Here is a 315-nt window from a genome sequence, read left to right on the forward strand (position 1 = left end):
CAGTTGTGACCAGCGTCTCGCTGCTCTCCGAGGGATGACTTGAACCCCCACGCCCGATAAAGGGCACTAGCACCTCAAGCTAGCGCGTCTGCCATTCCGCCACCCGGACAGTGTGTGTCCCTCGGGTTTTTCTTCCTGCGCCCCGTTGCGACAGACACACCATTACCAGGTTTCGGGCGTGCTTCTCACCTGGGTATCTGTCGTCCGGGGGTGGGTTGCCGCCGCAGTCGGGAGGAATAGGGCAGAAGGTCGCAAGGCAGGCAGGTGTGCGGTGCGTGTGAGGTCGGCGGTGGAGACGGAGGCGCCGGTGAGTGG

Annotated in this window: 1 tRNA gene; it reads right to left on the reverse strand. The window is 63.8% G+C overall.

Going from position 1 to position 315, the window contains the following annotated elements:
* Positions 1-24 precede the first annotated feature (24 nt).
* Positions 25-109, reverse strand: a tRNA-Leu gene (locus UK12_RS34845).
* Positions 110-315: the final 206 nt, after the last annotated feature.

Origin of the sequence: Saccharothrix sp. ST-888 (genome assembly GCF_000955975.1) — a bacterium.
In the GTDB taxonomy this organism is placed as follows: domain Bacteria; phylum Actinomycetota; class Actinomycetes; order Streptomycetales; family Streptomycetaceae; genus Kitasatospora.